The organism is Bacillus cereus group sp. MYBK30-2 (genome assembly GCF_051915945.1).
Classification (GTDB): domain Bacteria; phylum Bacillota; class Bacilli; order Bacillales; family Bacillaceae_G; genus Bacillus_A; species Bacillus_A paramycoides.
Map to the genome: position 1 here is coordinate 527,618 of NZ_JBQAFR010000001.1, position 15,618 is coordinate 543,235.

Sequence of the window (15,618 nt, forward strand, 5' to 3'; positions counted from 1 at the left end):
CTACATTTCATCTTTTATAAATTGATCTTCCTTCCCATGTCTTTTCTTAATTAAAATAGCTTTATACAAAGATGCTATACCTAATACAGCAAATACGACGATTATAGGAATACGAACAATATGCGAAAAGTAGCGTGGGAGAAAGAAAAGACGAACTTTTTCATCTACACTAAATATCTCAAAAATTAACGGTATTATACTTTGATGAATCAAAAAAAAGATACCCATAAATACTAATAGAACAACAACAGCAAGTTTTTTCTTAGGTAATTCAGCCGCCATTCTGTTATTTTTCTCTTTGTTATCATCGCGCAATATTTTCATGCCACTTTTCATTGCAAATAGCAACTCAGGGCCACTTTTTTCAAGTTTTAAGTAAGCAATTCGACCAAACCACCAAGCTAAAAACACTCCTGTACAAATGCCAGTCAGTACACCTAGCCATTGTAAGAGCTGTATATGTAGTAATGTCCCAATCCATACAACTAACAAAGCGGGTATAGCTGTTGCTAATACCATCACCATCATTAACCACGTTGTTATAAACATTTTACTGGCACTCATATCATCACCTGAGATAACGGTTCCTCTTCCGCGGCGATGAGGATCAGTTATTGGGATTAAGTTAAATACAGAAAACAACATAATAAGACCTGCAGCTCCACCGAGTAATGCTGGAATTATCGCAAATACCCAAGGATAAACGAAAGTAAGTCCGCTATAGATAGTGAAAATAATTGTTGTTAAAATTGCAATCGGGCCAATAGCTATCAACCAAGCCAATTGACGACCACGCACATCAATCCGTTCTGCGCCAGGTGTCGTTAATGTTAACCATAATGCACTCCCATCAAACCCATATATATTGCAGGCAAACATACTTGTGAAAACAATCATAATTACCCCTGCCCAAGGCATTAAATACGATATATGAGCACTTGTAATTAAAATACCATAAAACACTCCTATCCAAATACCCATCCGGAGGAAACGACCTCGTTGTGGATCTCTTCCCCAACTTTTTAATTCTTTAGTTATTATTGCTCCAATTTTCTTTTCTGAAAAGATTCGTAGAGCTTTTCTATGTTTATTAATAGTAATCGTATTTTGGATTTTCTTAGTATCCTTCACTGTACTTTTCATCAGTAATGTCGTCCATATAAATAAAAGCAGTCCGCATAATATTGTTAGAACAATTAATAAAACAAAAGCTAATAACCAATTAGATTGAATAGCAAACTCTACAGCAAGTATCGCCCAACTAGACGGAAACATGTAAAGAAATGTAGGTTCGTTAAGTGTTATCCCATTAATAGCAGGAAGTGCATACCAGCCTACATTTAAAAACGCAATGATGAAACCAAAGAGCATTGCTCCAAATTCCATACCGATCCTTGATTTCATCGTCTCACCAATTATACTAACTACTACTTTTGATAACAGCACGACAAATATTAACTGTAAAATAATTGCTGGAACTGCAACTATAGTTGCAGTTAAACTAGCCCTAGCTGCGTAAATTAATAATCCTATGAATGCTATAAGACTAGCAAGTGGGCCTAATCCTATAAAAGCTACAGCGAGTAACGCCCTAGCAAGTTTAAATGAAGTGAGTGGAAGCAGCGCGAAATATTCAGGACGTAACATTCCATCTCCCCCAGTAAGAAGTGGGCCCAAAATCCACCCTACTGTCCACAGAGCGAATATCACATATAGAATACTTTTTGAAACGTTATGTTCCGTAGGATAGAAAGAAAAGAGCAAGATGGTTCCAATTGCAATCAATAAACCAACTATTCCTGTAATAATTAAAAGAACTGCTTTACCACTATTCATTGAATTTTTTAGGATTGATAACTTCATTCGAATCAAAACACTAGCCAAGACAGTTCTCCTCCTTTAACAGCAGGGACGCCTACTAACTGAACGAAAATGTCTTCGAGCGTTTCTTCACCGCAAACATCTACCATTGTTCCTGAAGATACCACTTTTCCTTTGGAAATAATTGCAACGTGATCACAAAGTTGTTCAACTAACGCCATGACGTGACTTGAAAATACTACTGAACCACCAGAACTAACAAATTTCTGTAAAATCTTTTTAATAGTAGTTGCAGAAATAGGATCTACTGCCTCAAATGGTTCATCGAGAATGAGTAATTTCGGTGCATGGAGGAGTGCAAGTGCAAGACCAATTTTTTTACGCATGCCAGTAGAATAATTGATAACTAGCGTTCCTTCAGCATTATTCAATTCTAGTATTGTAAGTAATTCTTCTGTTCGTCGATTAACTTCTTTGGCACTCATTCCCCTTAACAGGCCCATATATGTTAATAATTCGCGACCAGTAAGTCTTTCCGGCAAGGCCAATCCATCTGGTAATACCCCGATCAATGTCTTTGCTTGTGCAGGATTTCCCCAAACATCAACCCCAAAAACTTTAGCGTTCCCGCCATCTGGTCGTAATAAACCAACAGCCATCGACAACGAAGTAGTTTTTCCTGCCCCATTAGGGCCAACAACTCCATAAAAAGATCCCCTCGGAACAGTTAAATCAATATGATTGACTGCAATAAACTCGCCGAATTGTTTATACAGCTTCGAAATTTGTAGCGCGGGAGCAGATTCCTCCCATTCAGGTTCCCCTGAAATCGATTCAAAAGATTTCATAAAATGGACTCCTTCTTTGCAAATTTAATATCTGATTGTAAATCTCAATACCTTTACTCATCTGTTTGTATTGTTAGAACGTATTTAATTTTAAAATTAAAATATCGAAAGTTTTTCTTTAATTACAATACTGTGCTACCAGATCATTCAAATATTCAATGTTTGTAGCAGATACATTTTCAGATATTCTAGCCGCAATAATAATAGGTGCCCATTGAAAAATCTCATTTCTTGATATCCCGGTATTCCTGCAATATATATGTAAATACATTTCAGCTAATTCTACTGAAGATTGTGAGTACAACAAGTATGTTCGAAACACATCTGCACGAATATCGCCTAAACTAGCATCAACCCAATCTATAGTTGTCATATTATCATTACTCATAATTAAATTAAACGGATGAAAATCACCATGACATAATCTAGGTTCAAACACGATTGAATCCATTTTGCTCAATATATTCTTCTTTTGTTTCTCATCTAGATTTTGAACAGATTGAATTTGACGATAAAGTCTCTCTTCCATCTGTTCTATTTCATCCGAGCTTACAGAAATAGCATGAATCTTTTGTTGTTCATTAACACACATACTTATGTAATGCTCCGCTTCACTTAAATTATTTAGCAGAAGCTCACCAACACTTTTCCCTTTTACATATTCCATAATAATAGCTTGTCTACCTTGTATCTCTGTAACTTCGAATACTTTAGGAACGTGTAAACCACGTGAATATGCATACTTCTGTTTTTGTGCTTCATATAGAGATTCTGTATTAGGGAGGTATTCTTTAAATAGTTTCACAACTTTATTATCACAAAGATAAATTTCAGCCGTATTTCCTTTTGCTATCGGATTTCCTAAATTCAATTCATTTCTCTCCTTACAGTAAATTAGTATTACACCCTACACTCCTCTATAAATTCAGTGTAATTATGCTGAATCCCTTCTTCATGAAAATGCAAAAAACTTACCACTTCCTATAATTATATAGAAAGTGGTAAGTTTAATTTTCTAGGAATATCGGAATGAAAATCTGGTGTATGCAAAACAGAAAATGTATACCTCTGTTGAATAAATAATACTTCATTATGTTTGCTTTCAAATGGAACACTATTTTTCTTAAAATTATTTTGAATTCGTTTTAAAAATGCGTGATCAGATGTTCCGAAAGATACGTGTACTTTCGGTGGTAAAGCTTTCATCGCAATTGGAATCCAAGGTCGCTGCCACCAAGTTGCAACAATATATGCAGTTCCACCAATAACAAAGTTGAAAATATCCCCATCTTCCTTCGTTTTCATGTCTAGATTTGATTTCAACCATTCTGTAAATACGGGCACACTTTTAACCGGAAGACCAATTTCCCTTACATATAAAATGTTTAAAGGTGAATGCGGAACTAATATATTTTCCTCAACATAGCTATGTGCGATAATTTCGAGAAGGTTTCCATCGCCATCTCTAAAGTATAAATTGAAAAGACCGTTCTCCTCATCAATTGTATGACCATCTTTCCATTTCGCAATGAGTAACCCAGACCCTTCTAGCCATTTTGCCGTTTCATGAAATTTTGAATAAGGAATCTCAAAAGCGAAATGCGCAGGTGCAATCGGTTCATATACTTCCTGGAAACTAATTGTTGTGTAAGGTGTGACTTCAAATTGAATAAATGTTGCTGTTTCTGTTTTTATCGGAAAAGATAATATGTCTTTATAGACTTGTTTTACCCCTTCTATAGAAACCGTTTGTAGTTTTATATCTGCTATATGTGTAATCACTTTACATCCCCCTCTATTTCATATTATCTATTCGTATTGTATTACAATTATAAATAGATAAAATCAAACTGAAGGATGGATTTGTTATATAGAAACTACAACTTTAGTATGAATATGTTAGCTCCAATTACTTTTTATTTCCTCTATAACAACTTTTGGTTTATCCCAATGCAACATATGTGTAGTATTAGGAATTAATTTTACAACACTGTCAGTTTTCTCTTTAAAAATAGTTACGGTCTTATCTCTATATTCATCCCATATTTGTGGAACTGTAGCTCGAAGTAATACAATATTAGCTGGTAGCTTCTCATATATATCTATCGTTTCATCTTTATGCATACCTCTTATTATATTGCTAGCTGTTGTCCCACGCGCATGCCAACATACTTTATTATTCATTTCAATCCCAAGATTTCTTACTGCAAGTTCTAATAATGGAGACCACCTAGTATAAGCTTCTTTTTCGCTTTTGAAGAATCCATCCCAATTATTAAAAACATATTCATCAAAGTCCTTTTCGTAATAAGCTATTTCCTCTTGAAGTGTTTCTTCTTGAAGTCTTTTTGTTTGATATCCACCATCAATAAGAATACTTCCTAATACTTTATCTGGATTATTTAATAAATAAAATAACGCGACAAAGCTTCCCCAAGAATGAGAAAGAAAATAAAAACGTTCAATTTTAAGTGCACTTACAATTTCATTTAACCAATACGCCAAATGTTGCATCTCATACTCTTCCATTCGTTCAAATGGAGGTGTTTTACCGTGTCCTGGTGCATCGATAGCTATGAATTTAAAATCGTCTTTTAAGTTCTCTGCAATTTCTATAAAACTTAAACTCGTACTACCTAATCCATGTAAACAAAAGATAACGGGCTTGTCATCATTTCCCCACTCAGTAATATGTACGTTTATTTTTTCATTTTTAATATAGAAACGTTTCACAACAATTATCCTCCATATTTCGATTTTCAGATTAACACTCTACTTATTTCTATTATTTTCAAGTTTTCCCTGCATTCTTTTTCACACAAAAAAGCTTATTTTCGTTTACAGAAAATAAGCTTTTACGCTAAATATATTAAGATTTAACCGCAAAAATCATAAATCTTTTTGAATTCGTACGAATACCTTTTTCAGTACGATTAGTATCAATGAACTTTTGTAAAATATCGAAATCCTCTTCCTCTTCTCCAAATCTAGAAATAATAGGCGTATGTTTTAATAAGAAAATAAGGTCTTCAGGTGTACTGTAATAATCGGTAACATCATATTCCCGTACTTGCACGAGCTCAAATCCTGCACTAATAAGTTCACTCATATATTTTTCTTTTAAAGCTCCTTCTCTTTCACCTAAGCATTGTCCTCTTCCAAATGCTTCTTTAAGATTTAATTTATCATGTTCGCTAACTTGTTGTGATAAGAAAAAAGCACCTCTTTTCATTACTTTTGCCAATTCAGATGCTTCAAACGGTGCATGACAACTAGAAGCAATATCAAAATAAGAATTTGGAAACGTTAAAGCTTCAGAATCCATTTGGAGAAACTTAACGTTTTGTACGCCTGCTTTATTCAAGTTGGAATGTGCCGTTTCAATCATTCCGCTAGAATTATCTATTCCAATTAATAAAGCAGCTGATGATGCTATTTTTAGTACATTTTCTCCTCCGCCTGTACCAACATCAAGTAAAATATCTGACGGTTTGCACCTTTCTTTCACTTCACCATAAAAGTCCCAAGTATCACCTACAGTTTCACATTTCAACTTACTGAAGTCCCACCCGTTTGCTCGTCCCACTTTATTATAAAAATTTTTATACTCTAATTCATTCATTTTATTATTTCCCCTTTGCAGAAAAGCATTAAATATCTAATTTTGATAATTCCCGAAATAGACTCAACGGTGATATTTTCATAAAGGGGCTTACGTTCCTTTTGATATTTGGTACGCATTTTTCAGCCCCAAATAACTAGTTACTTCGAACAATACGGCATTTCATCAATTTCACCTCTTTTGGAAGATTATATGTATAATAACCTGTAACATTATTTAATTATATATTATAAAATACAAATTATTAAAACATTAAATTTCCAAACACTTCGTTTTCTACTTTTATTTTCTTTGATCGTGCATTCCAATTCTTTTTGTAAAATGTAAATGGTGAATTCAATATAGTAATGTCGATAGCAGCTTCTTCTTTCACCTCTCTTTTAGCAGTTTCTACTACTGTTTCATTGTTTTCTTTATGTCCTCCCAACCTTACTACACCTAATGAATCACCTTTACTCGTTGGGCCAACTTGAAAAACAAATAGATTTTTATAAAGAACATAAGCTCCAGATGTTCGTACATTTCCATTAATATGTATCAAACTTCCCCCTTCAAATCCCCAATTGTTTTCCCAATGCTATATTAACTTGAAAATGATTAACTATTATCCATCAAAACAGTTTACTATAATTATATTATGGTTATCTTTTTTTAACTCCACAGTCCAATTAACAGTATTCTTACCATAACTCCCAATCTAGGAAAGCTGCCTTCATTTCTATCTCTCCTTCTTATTTACAAAATAAAACTTATCAAAGTAGGATTCAACAAATTTTTACAGAAATCTATACTTAATAAGTATTGGACGGAGTATTTTCAAATTCCTCTATAAAAAGGTGGTACATACAATTGTGAAATTGAAACAAGAAAGAAGTATGACTGTAAGCACAACTTTTTCTAAAGAGTACAAGATTTTTATTTTCGGTTTATTTATTTCAAGGATTGGGGATTCGCTATATACCTTCGCATTTCCTTGGATTGCCTATCAATTAACTGGTTCGGCAGTTATCATGAGTTCTTTATTTGCTATTAACGTATTACCAATCGTTTTATTTGGTCCTATAGTTGGCGTTATTGTAGATCGATATGATCGGAGAAGATTACTATGGATTGCAGATACAATCAGTATTATTTTAGTAAGTCTCGTACCAATTCTACATTCATTACATCTATTAGAAATATGGCACTTATACGTAATTACTTTTATTTTAGCTGTTATGTCTATGCTTTTTGATGTAACAACCGTTACAGTTATTCCGCACATTGCTGGAGCATCATTAACAAAGGCCAATTCTCTATATCAAATGGTAAATCAACTATCTAGTCTTTTGGGACCTATGTTGGCCGGTCTTTGCATTTCTTTTATTGGTGGTTTTCAAGTTCTTTGGATAAATGTTCTCTCATTTATCGCAACATTAGTTGCTGTGATGTTATTACCATCAATTATAACTTTAAACAGTAAAAATAATGATAAGAATACACTTCAAAATGTACTAGCTGATTTGTTAGATGGGTTTAAATGGCTCAAAAATGATCGCTTAAATATAGCTTTATCTTTTCAAGCTATGGTAGGAAACTTTGGAGCAAGTGCGGTTTTAGGTGTACTCATGTATTATTTACTATCCACATTGCATCTTACCCCAGAACAAAGTGGTTTTAATTATTCGTTAATTGGAATAGGTGGTCTTTTAGGTAGCTTGATTGCAGTTCCTTTAGAAAAGAGGTTACGGCGCGGCGTTCTTATTCCTTTACTTCTATTTTTGGGGGCACTTGGCTTAACTATTGCACTATGGAGTACATGTTGGATAGCACCTGGCATCGCTTTCGGTATCGCAATGACCTGTAATATTGCATGGAATACAATTATTGCATCGGTTCGTCAGGAAACTGTCCCATCAAATATGCAAGGAAGGGTATTAGGATTTTCACGTGTACTTACTCGATTAGCTATGCCACTGGGGGCATTAGTAGGTGGCATTGTTTCAGCTTATAATCCAGTGTTTGTATTTGCTTTAGCTGCTTTTACGAAGCTACTTGAAGTTTTTATTGCATTATGTAGTCCGATACGAAAACTATGATGGATGGGAGTTATATTTATGTATGATTGGTTAATTGAAATAGAAAAGCCAATTTTGATATTTACGGTTAAGTTTAGATAAAAAAAGGCATATAAATTATGCCTTTTTTCTTTATCATTTTTTAATTGGATAACAAACTTCAGTAACGCACTTAAAAGGATCTGATTCCATCGCTGGACTAACGTGATAAATTACATCAATCTCGAAGCTCAACTATAGCATGAACAATGACATAGTGTGAGAGTCAACCCTTTATAATTATTTAAACAACAATTCATTATGTTATATTAACATAATGAATTGTGCATATTTTTGTTTTTGTAACCGCCTTAATTAAACTACATACGAATTATTAAGTTCAATTATTTTTCTCAAGGCATTCATAAACTGCCATCATTTCTCGTTTATTCAACTCACGAATTCGATTAAATATTAGAATACCTGCAACATCCTCCGTTCGTAAGCTTTCATCCACAACATCACTTACTTTACCAGTTAACCATGTTTGCACGTCTATGCCATCAACAATTTCTTTACGCCCTTCATCATTGATACCACTTTCATAACAAGTTACACATGGAATTGTTAATTTAAACACACCGTCATGTAGATTATCTTCTGTTATTACTTTCTTACCTTTACAAAATGGACATGGGTTGCTTTTTTTTATTTTATTAATTTGCGTAATTAATTTTTTGTATCCAAAAGCTTCATAGACATATGTTAGCTTTTTATATTTCCCATTTGTGAAATATTTTTCTATAATATCTTCTTTTGTTTCATTGATATTTTGGAAATCACATATAGTTACTCTATTTTTATCGCTGATTGATTCGATATTATATTTAATTTCGCCCCAGAATGGTAAGACATTTTGTAACACCATTTCATAGTTTGAGAAACTTGCTTGTTCTAGTTCAAACATTTTCAGTGCAACTTGCGTTTTTCTAGATAGTAACGAAATATCTTCGGTTAGAACCATATCGTCACCTACAATGGATTTCAATTTAACGAGTGCAGGTAAATCGCCTACTATTTTTAATACTTTGTTAAGTGGCTGATTGATAATTTCACGGATATCTACATTTTCAAATTTAAGCTGTTTATGGTGGTTTAAAACCGTCCCATCACAAATTGGACATATGATCATTTCTTTAGAAGCCTTAATATCTTCTTTAATAGGTGCTTTTGAAATAACAATATATCCACCAATAATCGTATTAAATCCTACCCATGTTCTTCGTGTTTTTCCTTTCTTATCATAAAATGATTTTTCAAAATAACCATACCAAAATGTATGTTTTTCTTCATCAGACATATCATTATAACTTTTCGTCAAATCATGACCAAGCTCATTTTTAATTTCTTCAAATAGAAATTCTATTTTTTCATATTGATAAAATTTTAATACTTTCATTATTTCTGGATAGAATAAACCATCCCAAAATGGAACGTTTTTATCTTGGATTACAATCTCTTTATCAAAGATCTCAATTTCAAGTCGTCCTGAGCATGATGGACAATGATTATCTTGGGAATAGAAATCGAAGCTTCTCGTATCTTTATTAGTCGGATGTGCGGCCACAATATGATTAATTAATCCACCAATTTCATACAGGAAGCTATACTGACTATACAAATGTCTTTCCAGATCAATAGCGACTACAGGGGCAATTGTATCAGATTCGTATTCACCGTAAATTAATCGTGCCATTGAAGATAAGCTTTTTAAAATGCCACCCTTATAGATTTTTTCTGCATTTTTAAAATAAGCAATATGATTTTTTTCTAAATAATTAATTCCATTTTGTTGATTAAGAGTAGAAGAAATTTGCAATGAAGCAACTCTATCTACAACATTTTTTTGACAATAATACTCATCATGGCTCACAACATCAAGGTATTCTACAGATTCAAGCTGTCTTTTACCAAAATCAACGATAAAGTCAGAGCTTTTTAGCATATAAGCATTATGTTCAATCATTACGATTGAAACTGAATCATCTTGCAAAATACCCCTGACACTATCAATAAATTGATTTAAAATATTTTGTGATAGACCTTTTGAAGGCTCGTCAAAAATAAATAGTGTATGTGGGTTTCTTGAGTTTGCAAATAACTCCGAAACTAAATGAACACATTGAAACTCACCAGTTGATAATGTTTGTGTTTTTCTCTCTAATGTCAAATAACCAAGTCCAAGTTTGATTAATAGGTTCAAGCGTTTATAAGCGATATCTTCATTTGGAAGGTCATCAATGATCTCTTCAATCGACCGCTCAAAAATATCATCTATATCGTCACTATATTTTGTAAGTTTCTTTTTAATATCAAGAAAAGTTGCAACAGTTGATCGACTTGTAATTGATTGGTTTCGATCTTGACCTACCATAACTAATTTATCTTTTGGATATCGTTTCAAGAAATCTTTAGCTATACATTCATTGACAAGTGTAGATTTACCACATCCTGATTCTCCCGAAACAGTTACAAGCCTATTTTTAGGAATCCGAAACTCAGCCATTTGAATATTACGGCAATATAAATCATGGAATGTATAATATTCTGTTGGCATTTCCTGATTACGTTCCCAATGTATTGGCTCTGGCCTTGGTGATTCTTCAACAATTTTCCCGCCATATTTCCCGCTACCTGGTCCAAAGAACAATTGTTCATCAGTTGTATCAAGCACTGTATCTGAATGATCAATGAGCCAAATTTGATTCTTACATCCTAATTGTTTAATCTCTTCTAATATCTTCAATAGTGTTTGATGATCAAGCCCTACTGAGATTTCATCAATAATTATTACTGTATTTTCACTTACTGCCATAAATTCAGCCAAATAAAGTCGTGTTAATTCTCCACCTGACAGTGTACCCATTATTCGATTTAATGTTAAGTAGCCAATATTCATATTGATAATGTTTTGAAGAATATGTTGTTTCGCTTCACTAATATTTAAAACCTCTGCTAACGAAAGAATAGATTCAATACTTAAATCATTAATATCGGAAATAGTATGTGGATTATCAAACAATTCAATTGTATATTGCTCAACCTCTTGACTATATCGTTTGCCCTCACATTTTTTACACTCAATATTTTTAGTAGTACCGCGTCCTTTACAACCAGGACACCAACCTAACGGATTATTAAATGAAAAGGCCTCTGGAGAAAGATCAAATTTTCCAGCAAGCCTCTCACGAATCTCTTTAAATACGCCCGTATGGGTACCAATTGTAGAACGTGGATTGGAAGAAATCGATGATTTACCTAGAAAAAGTACTAAAGGCATTTCTTCCATTTTAATAGCACTAAAATTTGTTTCCATAATATTAGGAAATAAATACTGATATTCAGCTTTTGGCAATAACGAAACAAGACGCTTCTTGGATTCTTCACCAATTGTTTGACAAAAAGTTGTTTTACCAGATCCAGATAAACCAGCAATTCCAAACGATTTATTTACTGGTATTTCTACGTCTAATTTGTTTATATTGTTCGCAATTAATTGATTTACTTTCATATTAACCTCTATTCCTATCGTTTTTAAAAACCGCTTTTATAAGATAATAATTACACAATAAATTCGAATTTCATAATCAATACCCTTTCAATTCATCGATCTTCACCTTATATTTGTTAAACCAATATTCCCACTCATCTTTTGAAAACTCTTTTTCTTCCCCTTCTAAAACAGAAGAAAAAAGGTCTAAACAAATATGCCATCCTGCTATATCTTTCGGTGTATGATCTGTTAATTCATGAATAAATTCTTTAAGTAGTAAAAGGCATCCATTTTCTTTTTTATGTATTTCAAATCGGACACGATCTTTACCCCATGTGAATTCTAGTACTAAATTTATTTGACATTCTAAAATATCAATGTTTATAAATGTGCCATCCATCATATCAAACTTTATAATTCCACCTGTACAAAGGTCTTCTATTTGCAAATTAGACATCCACTTTTTTAACTTATTATTATCTGTTAATACAGACCAAACTTCTTCTATCGTATATGGAAAATGACGATCAAATTGTACTACGTATTCATTACTTTGTTTATTTATTACAGCTAACATTATTAATTAACCTCCTTTTCACCAAAACGAATGTACGTTCTGTGTTTATTTTACATGATTTCATTTGAAAAAGAAATCTCTATTACACTTCAATTAATTTAAGAAGTTTTTGTTAGCTCCAAAATTGATTGACTTATTATATACGAGAGCTCTAATCTAATTGACCATGATTTTATTGGATCAATAATATTGTCTTGATTAAGTTTGTTCACATATTTTAAACCGTCCACTGCTACGTAATCAATATTAAAATCTGTAAAAGTGTTTATAATCATCGGCCATTCTCCATCAGTCATTCTGCATTTAGAATGTTTTATTATGTAGTCTATTGCTTGTTTTGATAACACACATGAGCCAGCCGTAATATCTACTTCTTTACCTAATTGTAATGACATAATTTTATTTGATACTGTTTCTGTAATTTGCCATTCCTCAGGGTGGGTATGAAAAGCTGCCTCCGTTCTTCCAATGATTAAATAATCTACATCCACTATATTCTGGATGAAAGCATTATGCTCCTCTGGATATTCTGTAATCCAAGTTAGTAAACGATCAAAATCACAATAGTGATAGTAATCATGATCATAGTTACCAACAAATCCTAGAGAATCTCTTCGGGCGTTCCCTACTCCTGATTTTTCGACTATGGTTATATGAAAATTACATTCCTCCAGTTCTTTTACAATATCTCTTGGAGTTACATTACTGATTGTTATATATTTTTGGTCATAATTTAAATTTAGCAATTCCTCTTTTAGTTCTTTTATTGTAGATAATAATCTCCCTGTTGGATCATGAGTAATGCATGTTAATGCTACTCGTTTTACAGATTCCATACTATATTCTCCCCCCTGGCAAAATAAAAAGCAGAAAGAATACTTTCTGCTTTTTATAATAAATGGTACATTTCAAATTGTGCTAAAGAGTTTTTTTCAAATCCGCATTTCTTCAAATACCCCTGAAGTGAGCTATTATTAGGAAACCCGATTGATAAACTTGATAATTTCAGCTCTTCACTTGCGACTTGTAATAATCTCGTCGCTATACCAATATTTCTATATTCCTTGGCTACGAATATAAAACTAATTTTACCTTGTTCATTTATACATACAGTACCTTTTAAATCATTATCGTAATATGCACCGTAATATGTATTATTTGCTTTTTCGATATAATCAATATCATTTTGCCAATTTACATGGAAGTTAAGCCATTTCTGAATTTCAACTTTAAATGTTTGAAACTCTAATCTTTTTACTTCAATATTTCTATTATCATTATTTGTTATTTTAGTTAAATCATTTAAATTATAATAAACAAGGTCATACACTTTTTCATAACCTAATTTATTATAAAAATGAATCGCTCGGTCGTTGCCTACAATGACTTCAAGAAAAAGTTGCTTACATTCATTTTGAATCGCCTCTTCTTTATGAAGTTCAAATAACTTTTGACTAATACCAACGCCGCGATAACTGGGATGAACAGCTAACGTTCCGCAGCGCATTGTTTTTATACTTTCGTAAATCTTTATACCACCAAGTATTACACCAACAGATTTATCATCATCTAAAGCAAGAAAGGAGTGTTCCAGTGAATTCCCTTCTGGTCCAAAAAACCTTTTTATAAAACCTTCTTTTGAAACATCCATTTTAATAATATAATCTGAAAATCCGTCCTTAAAAGCTTCATATACTAACTCTATACTTACTTCACTACATCTTTTGTATTGAATCATATAAGTATAATCCTCCGCTATGACTTGTTATATACTACATTCAAACACATGAAATGAATTCCCTTCACCATATCCATCCTTTATTTCATGAACAACAATTTGACTAAATCCATTAGTAATTAGTATATTTTCAAATTCTTTTAAATCATATAGTCTTATAGGAAAATCCATGATCTCAGTTTCTACTATTTTCTCATCATGATTAACTTCATATTTCAGTATAATATTTAAGAGCTTTTTCGTCTCATCATATGATACTTTTCTATACTCAACAATTAATTCATTGTTAATTTCTTTTCTATTTGTCTCTATCCAATCTAGAATTTGTTCTGTTTCACTTCCACCTTGTACAACAGTAAGAAGTAATTTTCCATTTTCTTTCAAGTTATTTTTCATATTTTGAAGACTAATATCTACTAAATTATCTGGTAAAAGGGAGAATGATCCAATAGGAATCATAATAAGATCGAATTTGTTATCACTATGGAATTTTTCTATTCTTCCTTGTGACACAACTGGTTTTAAGTTTAGTTTTTCTGCTTTATCTTTGCACACCTTAAGCATATCTTTCGAAATATCAAATCCTTCTATTTTCACACCATTTTGCATAAAAGGAATTAACATTCTACCATTTCCGCACATCGGTTCTAACACTGTCATGTTTTTGTCTTTTGCAAAAGAAAGATAAAAATCCAATTCTTTTCCACTCGCAATTGATTTGTCACTTTCATAAATCTTTGTACAAAGTTCACCATAATACGTAAACACTTGTAATTCACCTCTTAATTTGAAATAAGTGGACATTTCCCTACATATGTCTCACTATTTATTTGTTTTATAACAAACGGTGCAATATCTCCATTCTTAATTTTAATTCCTGGCATATCTACTAAACTTTCTTTTATATTTCCAATACCATTTCCCTCTATAACAAATGGTAATCTAACAATTGTCCAATCTACATCACTACTTTGTATAAGTTGCAATTCTTTATATTTATCCTGCATCATCTTTGGAAAAAATAATTGAAACAAATTAGCCCCTATTTTATTTACAATTCCCTTCTGATCTCCCTTTACATTTAAGGAGCCCCCAGAAATAAGAATATAGCGCTTCATTTCATATTCCTTCATTACTTTTAAAATATGCTTCGTAACTGTACTAAAAATATAAGATTCATTTTTGGGCTGACCTACCGCATTAATCACTGCTTTACACCCTTGAAGTAATTCCTGTATAGCTGAGAAATCACGGGCATCTCCACTGATAGTCTCTATATTTTCATTAGTTATCCTCATATTTTTAGAATTTCTCGTTAATATTCGTACTTGATAGCCCTTTTCTAACGCTTGATTTATGAGGAATTTTCCGACTTTTCCATTCGCACCAAGAATCGCTATCTTATTTGCAGCTTCCATCACTA

At 32.4% G+C, this 15,618-nt stretch carries 13 protein-coding genes and 2 pseudogenes; 1 reads left to right on the plus strand and 14 read right to left on the minus strand.

Annotated features, from left to right (window positions below):
- The 7 genes and pseudogenes from ACTFQM_RS02810 to ACTFQM_RS02840 all read right to left on the minus strand — a co-directional run.
- Complete coding sequence (locus tag ACTFQM_RS02810) at positions 1-1,884, minus strand: hypothetical protein (protein WP_440033368.1); 1,884 nt, start codon at positions 1,882-1,884, stop codon at positions 1-3.
- Positions 1,869-2,669 carry an ABC transporter ATP-binding protein gene (locus tag ACTFQM_RS02815; RefSeq protein ID WP_048373881.1) on the minus strand — a complete coding sequence of 267 codons (801 nt, stop codon included), beginning with the start codon at positions 2,667-2,669 and terminating at the stop codon, positions 1,869-1,871. The genes ACTFQM_RS02810 and ACTFQM_RS02815 overlap by 16 nt, the downstream gene beginning before the upstream one ends.
- A gap of 118 nt (positions 2,670-2,787) precedes the next feature.
- Positions 2,788-3,540 (minus strand): aminoglycoside phosphotransferase family protein, encoded by a 753-nt coding sequence (locus ACTFQM_RS02820; protein ID WP_440033369.1) that lies wholly within the window; start codon positions 3,538-3,540, stop codon positions 2,788-2,790.
- Between the two features lie 116 nt (positions 3,541-3,656).
- Positions 3,657-4,451: a VOC family protein gene (locus ACTFQM_RS02825; RefSeq protein WP_440033370.1), complete on the minus strand. Its 795-nt coding sequence runs from the start codon at positions 4,449-4,451 to the stop codon at positions 3,657-3,659.
- Between the two features lie 117 nt (positions 4,452-4,568).
- A complete protein-coding gene (locus ACTFQM_RS02830) occupies positions 4,569-5,402 on the minus strand; it encodes an alpha/beta fold hydrolase (RefSeq protein ID WP_440033371.1) in 834 nt (277 codons plus the stop codon).
- 136 nt (positions 5,403-5,538) lie between these two features.
- The gene (locus ACTFQM_RS02835) at positions 5,539-6,291 is read right to left on the minus strand and encodes a class I SAM-dependent methyltransferase (protein ID WP_440033372.1); all 753 of its coding nucleotides are present in this window, start codon (positions 6,289-6,291) and stop codon (positions 5,539-5,541) included.
- Between the two features lie 265 nt (positions 6,292-6,556).
- Positions 6,557-6,832 (minus strand): annotated as a pseudogene (locus tag ACTFQM_RS02840) (NUDIX hydrolase); the annotation flags it as partial.
- A 310-nt stretch (positions 6,833-7,142) separates the two neighbouring features.
- Here ACTFQM_RS02840 and ACTFQM_RS02845 point away from each other — a divergent pair.
- Positions 7,143-8,369: an MFS transporter gene (locus tag ACTFQM_RS02845; protein ID WP_440033373.1), complete on the plus strand. Its 1,227-nt coding sequence runs from the start codon at positions 7,143-7,145 to the stop codon at positions 8,367-8,369.
- A 114-nt stretch (positions 8,370-8,483) separates the two neighbouring features.
- Here ACTFQM_RS02845 and ACTFQM_RS02850 read toward each other — a convergent pair.
- The 7 genes and pseudogenes from ACTFQM_RS02850 to ACTFQM_RS02880 all read right to left on the minus strand — a co-directional run.
- Positions 8,484-8,561 (minus strand): annotated as a pseudogene (locus ACTFQM_RS02850) (MerR family transcriptional regulator); the annotation flags it as partial.
- Between the two features lie 166 nt (positions 8,562-8,727).
- Positions 8,728-11,898 (minus strand): ATP-binding cassette domain-containing protein, encoded by a 3,171-nt coding sequence (locus ACTFQM_RS02855; protein ID WP_440033374.1) that lies wholly within the window; start codon positions 11,896-11,898, stop codon positions 8,728-8,730.
- Positions 11,899-11,974: 76 nt separating this feature from the next.
- Positions 11,975-12,457, minus strand: coding sequence for an SRPBCC family protein (locus tag ACTFQM_RS02860; RefSeq protein WP_242272894.1), 483 nt, complete (start codon positions 12,455-12,457; stop codon positions 11,975-11,977).
- 98 nt (positions 12,458-12,555) lie between these two features.
- Entirely contained in the window at positions 12,556-13,293 is a 738-nt protein-coding gene (locus ACTFQM_RS02865) for a hypothetical protein (RefSeq protein WP_440033375.1), read from the minus strand.
- A 53-nt stretch (positions 13,294-13,346) separates the two neighbouring features.
- The gene (locus ACTFQM_RS02870; protein WP_440033376.1) at positions 13,347-14,195 is read right to left on the minus strand and encodes a GNAT family N-acetyltransferase; all 849 of its coding nucleotides are present in this window, start codon (positions 14,193-14,195) and stop codon (positions 13,347-13,349) included.
- A 27-nt stretch (positions 14,196-14,222) separates the two neighbouring features.
- Positions 14,223-14,963, minus strand: a complete 741-nt coding sequence (locus ACTFQM_RS02875) for a class I SAM-dependent methyltransferase (protein ID WP_440033377.1) — start codon at positions 14,961-14,963, stop codon at positions 14,223-14,225.
- 14 nt (positions 14,964-14,977) lie between these two features.
- A complete protein-coding gene (locus ACTFQM_RS02880) occupies positions 14,978-15,613 on the minus strand; it encodes an SDR family oxidoreductase (RefSeq protein WP_440033378.1) in 636 nt (211 codons plus the stop codon).
- Between the last annotated feature and the right edge of the window lie 5 nt (positions 15,614-15,618).

Coding starts and splice junctions, on each gene's coding strand:
- ACTFQM_RS02815 (WP_048373881.1), bottom strand. CDS start 2,669: ATGAAATCTTTTGAATCGATTTCAGGGGAACCTGAATGGGAGGAATCT.
- ACTFQM_RS02835 (WP_440033372.1), bottom strand. CDS start 6,291: ATGAATGAATTAGAGTATAAAAATTTTTATAATAAAGTGGGACGAGCA.
- ACTFQM_RS02855 (WP_440033374.1), bottom strand. CDS start 11,898: ATGAAAGTAAATCAATTAATTGCGAACAATATAAACAAATTAGACGTA.
- ACTFQM_RS02860 (WP_242272894.1), bottom strand. CDS start 12,457: ATGTTAGCTGTAATAAATAAACAAAGTAATGAATACGTAGTACAATTT.
- ACTFQM_RS02865 (WP_440033375.1), bottom strand. CDS start 13,293: ATGGAATCTGTAAAACGAGTAGCATTAACATGCATTACTCATGATCCA.
- ACTFQM_RS02870 (WP_440033376.1), bottom strand. CDS start 14,195: ATGATTCAATACAAAAGATGTAGTGAAGTAAGTATAGAGTTAGTATAT.
- ACTFQM_RS02880 (WP_440033378.1), bottom strand. CDS start 15,613: ATGGAAGCTGCAAATAAGATAGCGATTCTTGGTGCGAATGGAAAAGTC.